The sequence below is a fragment of the Cellvibrio sp. genome (genome assembly GCF_053579595.1).
This window is the reverse complement of the sequence record NZ_JBRFPI010000392.1, coordinates 1-4,013: the sequence shown is the minus strand read 5'-3', so window position 1 is coordinate 4,013 and position 4,013 is coordinate 1. Positions and strand designations below refer to the sequence as shown.

4 protein-coding genes are annotated in these 4,013 nt (G+C 46.5%); all 4 read left to right on the top strand.

The genetic code is table 11. The features are described 5' to 3' along the window. Positions 1-456, top strand: a 456-nt coding sequence (locus ACWA6V_RS18335; protein WP_449523849.1) for a class I SAM-dependent methyltransferase, incomplete at its 5' end; no start/stop codon positions are given. Further along, on the top strand, positions 453-1,541 hold the full coding sequence (locus ACWA6V_RS18330) for a prenyltransferase (RefSeq protein WP_449523848.1): 1,089 nt from the start codon (positions 453-455) through the stop codon (positions 1,539-1,541). The genes ACWA6V_RS18335 and ACWA6V_RS18330, both read left to right, overlap by 4 nt. A 56-nt stretch (positions 1,542-1,597) precedes the next feature. After that, on the top strand, positions 1,598-2,323 hold the full coding sequence (locus ACWA6V_RS18325; RefSeq protein ID WP_449523847.1) for a 16S rRNA (uracil(1498)-N(3))-methyltransferase: 726 nt from the start codon (positions 1,598-1,600) through the stop codon (positions 2,321-2,323). Between the two features lie 155 nt (positions 2,324-2,478). Then, the gene (locus ACWA6V_RS18320) at positions 2,479-3,792 is read left to right on the top strand and encodes an ATP-binding protein (RefSeq protein ID WP_449523846.1); all 1,314 of its coding nucleotides are present in this window, start codon (positions 2,479-2,481) and stop codon (positions 3,790-3,792) included. The last annotated feature ends 221 nt before the right edge of the window (positions 3,793-4,013 follow it).

The following is a 4,013-nucleotide window of genomic DNA, read 5'->3' as shown; positions in this document are numbered from 1 at the left end:
AAAATTATTTGCAGCGAAGTGCTGGAACATATTCCCGACTATCAAGGTGTGCTCGCCGAAATCGAACGCATCTTAAAACCTGGCGGCCTGCTGGCTGTTACTGTGCCGCGCGCCTGGCCAGAAAAAATTTGTTGGTGGTTAAGCAGCGAATACCACCAAGTTGAGGGCGGCCATATCCGTATTTTTAATGGATCACATCTGCGCCGTGAAATTGAGCAGCGTCCATTTAACTTTTATAAACGCCACTGGGCGCATGCACTGCATTCACCCTTTTGGTGGCTAAAATGCCTCTGGTGGAAAACCCAGGATACCAATCCGCTGATCAAAAGCTATCATCGTTTATTAGTCTGGGATTTAATGGAAAAACCCTGGCTAACACAAACGCTGGAAAAATGGCTAAATCCAATAATGGGAAAAAGTGTGGTGATGTATTTCAGGAAAGAGAATTCACAATGAAGAATTTATTGCTCACTAAAGGATTTTTCCCCGAGTCGCTATTGCGACCAACCGTTAATTATATCCTGCAAACCCAATTACCCAACGGTTGCATCCCATGGTTTACCGGCGGTAAGGCTGATCCCTGGGATCATATCGAAGCTGCCATGGGTTTAACCATTGGCGGTGAATTAGCAGCTGCACGCCGCGCCTATCAATGGCTTGCGCAAGAACAACTGGAAGATGGCAGTTGGTGGGCAAATTATCTCGGTGATGAAGCGGTCGATAAAGATCATCGCGAAACCAATTTTATTGCCTACATCGCCACCGGTATTTGGCATTATTATTTAGTAACGGAAGATGCAAGCGTTCTACGCGAATTTCTTCCGTCTGTAAAAAAAGCGATTGAATTTGTCTTGCGCTACCAGGCACCGACGGGTGAAATTTATTGGGCAGTCGCTGAAGATGGCAGCGCAAAAAAAGATGCGTTGGTAACAGCGTCCAGCTCAATTTATAAAAGCCTTGAATGCGCGATTTTAATCGCACAGACCCTGGGCGAAGAATCGGTGCATTGGTATAAAGCGTATCAACATCTGGGAAATACATTGCGTCATCATCCCGAATGTTTTGATCGCACCTGGGAACCCAAAACCCGTTTCTCTATGGATTGGTTCTATCCTATTCTTACCGGAATTGCGCAGGGAAAATCCGCGCAGCAACGCATCGACAGTAAATGGCATACCTTTGTTGAACCCAATATCGGCTGCCGCTGCGTAAGCGATGAACCCTGGGTAACCGTTGCGGAGTCCTGTGAATTAACACTCGCATTATTAGCAGCAGGCGAACACGCCAAAGCGGTAAATTTATTTAGTTGGTTATTCCAATTTATGGACGCAGATGGTGGCTACTGGACCGGCTACAACTTCCGCGATGATGTAATCTGGCCACGCGAAAAAACTACCTGGACTACCGGCGCGATTTTATTAGCCGCCGATGCCCTCACCGAACACACAGGCGCCGCGCGTTTATTTATTCAATCTGCGTTAATAGCGGAATCTGTGGTGGATGATACAGACCAATCACTGCACGCCAAAACCGAGCATTGATTTTTGCGCAGTTGATCTTCTACGCAACCAATTGATCTTTTAAGAAACTAGCGACTATGCGAATCCCACGAATTTTTACCGAACAAAATTTGCTGAGCGGCGAACAGATCGAACTGGAAGAAGCCGCCTCGCACCATTTAAGCAAAGTGCTGCGCATGCAAGCCGGACGTGAATTGATTTTATTCAACGGCGCCGGTGGCGAATTTGCTGCGACTATCCATGAAGTGAATAAAAAACATGTGATTGTCAGCGTGCAAGAGCACACAGTGGATAATCGTGAATCGCCCCTGGAACTGGAACTCGCCATCGGCATTTCGCGCGGCGAACGGTTCGAGTGGGTGCTACAAAAAGCCACCGAACTCGGCGTCACCAAAATTACACCGCTAATTACTGAACGCACTGAAGTGAAGGTGAATGGCGACCGTCAGGAAAAAATGCACGACCGCTGGCAACATATCCTTATCAGCGCTTGCGAGCAGTGTCAACGCAATTTGCTTCCACAATTAGCCGCGCCCATCCAAATTTCCGATTGGCTTCCTCAGGTAAATTCCGATCAGCGTTTTGTACTACATCACCGCGACAGCCAACGCCTCCCCGCTGATAAAACACCAGCCAGCGTCACCCTGTTAATCGGCCCCGAAGGCGGCCTAAGCGAACGCGAAATCGCCCACGCACTGGAGCAGGATTTTAAAGCGCTGACTTTAGGCCCGAGAGTATTACGAACGGAGACGGCACCGGTAGCAGCGATTAGTTTAGTGCAGTATTTGTGGGGGGATTTTTAACGGGCATTTCAAGCTAAGTGCAAGGAAAGATTATTCAACACTTTTATGCGCATAAAAGTGTTGAATAATACATTTATTGGCGCATAATAGTGAAAATAATCCCTATTTTATACACCTAAAGGTGTTTTTAGCCTTGGATGGTCAGGATCTTTCCCATGAAGCGCTCATTACTCGAAAAGTTATTGAAATGGAAAGAGCAGCCCACGCGCAAACCTCTGCTGATTGATGGCGCGCGCCAAACAGGGAAAACCTATCTGCTCCAGACCCTACTCGGCGGTTGTTTTAAGAATGTGCTGCGTGTGGATTTCCTCGAAAATCCCCAGCTTGCCGATGCTTTTGCCGGCTCTCTGGCGCCGCAAGATGTACTCTCAAACCTGGAGCTACTGACCGGAAAACTCATAAATCCAGACACGGATTTGATAATCCTCGATGAAATAGGCGAATGCCCCAAGGCAGTGACATCGCTCAAATATTTCGCCGAGCAAGCGTCAGGCTGGTTTGTTGCTGCTAGCGGTTCCAATATTGGACTGTTGAATAGTTTTCCCGTAGGTAAAGTGGAACAGCACAACTTGCGTCCATTGACGTTCAGGGAATTTTTATGGGCGGCCAATGAACCCGCTTTGATAAAAGCCTATGAGGCGCAAACCAATTCCGCTGCTGCACACAGCAAGCTATTCGATAAATTAACTGATTATTATTTTACCGGCGGTATGCCGGAAGCAGTTTCCAGCTGGTTTGATCATGCTGATAAAAGTATTCTTGAACGCATAGCGGCAGTACAAAAAATCCATGCAGATCTCATTGCCGGTTATCAACGGGATTTTGGCAAATATGCCGGTAAGGCGGATGCACAATTAATTGAATTGGTATTCAAGAATATTCCATCGCAGTTAGCGGCAGTGTTGGATGAATCGGTAAAGCGGTTTAAATTTAAAAATATTGCCGAGCGAAAATCCCGGTACTCGGAGTTTGAAAGTCCAATCAATTGGCTACACCAATGCCGACTTGCACTAAAAAACTACCCCATTGAAGGCATGCCTAAAGCGCCCTTGGCGGCTTACCAAAAAGAGAACATGGTAAAACTGTTTTTGTTCGATGTGGGTTTGCTCAACCACATGTTAAATACGGGATACAAAGAAATTAAACAACAGGGCTACGAATACAAAGGTTTTGTTGCCGAAAATTTTGTGCAACAAGAGCTCGCCGCCATCGGCATTGAGCCCAGTTATTCCTGGGGTGATGCGCGTGCTGAAATTGAATTTATTATTACCAATGACGAAGGCAAGATTGTGCCGATAGAAGTTAAAAGCGGAAAACGCACCCGTGCAAAATCGTTGCAGTCCTACATCGAAAAATGCAGTCCCCATAAAACCATCAAGCTCACTGGTACCCAAGGTTCAGCGCCAGAAGAAAAAAACAATATTGTGATACCGCTTTATTATACGGAATATGTTTTGGAGCGGATTTAACTGGAAAAATGTGCGGTGCGAAATTGAAGTGATCAGCTTGGTGCAGTATTTGTGGGGGGATTTTTAATACATAGCGAATGAAAATATTTCTACTCACTCATGAACGCGAACTACTGCGCCCCTCCAATACGGGCGTGTTGGCACAAAGCATCGCGCCGGAAATAGTAGAGCGAATCATTTGGGCGAGAAACACACCTGATCCAGCTTTGCTGGATGCAATC

Bases quoted from the DNA above. Each gene is read 5' to 3' on its own strand.
- ACWA6V_RS18320 (WP_449523846.1), top strand. From the start codon at position 2,479: ATGAAGCGCTCATTACTCGAAAAGTTATTGAAATGGAAAGAGCAGCCC.
- ACWA6V_RS18325 (WP_449523847.1), top strand. From the start codon at position 1,598: ATGCGAATCCCACGAATTTTTACCGAACAAAATTTGCTGAGCGGCGAA.
- ACWA6V_RS18330 (WP_449523848.1), top strand. From the start codon at position 453: ATGAAGAATTTATTGCTCACTAAAGGATTTTTCCCCGAGTCGCTATTG.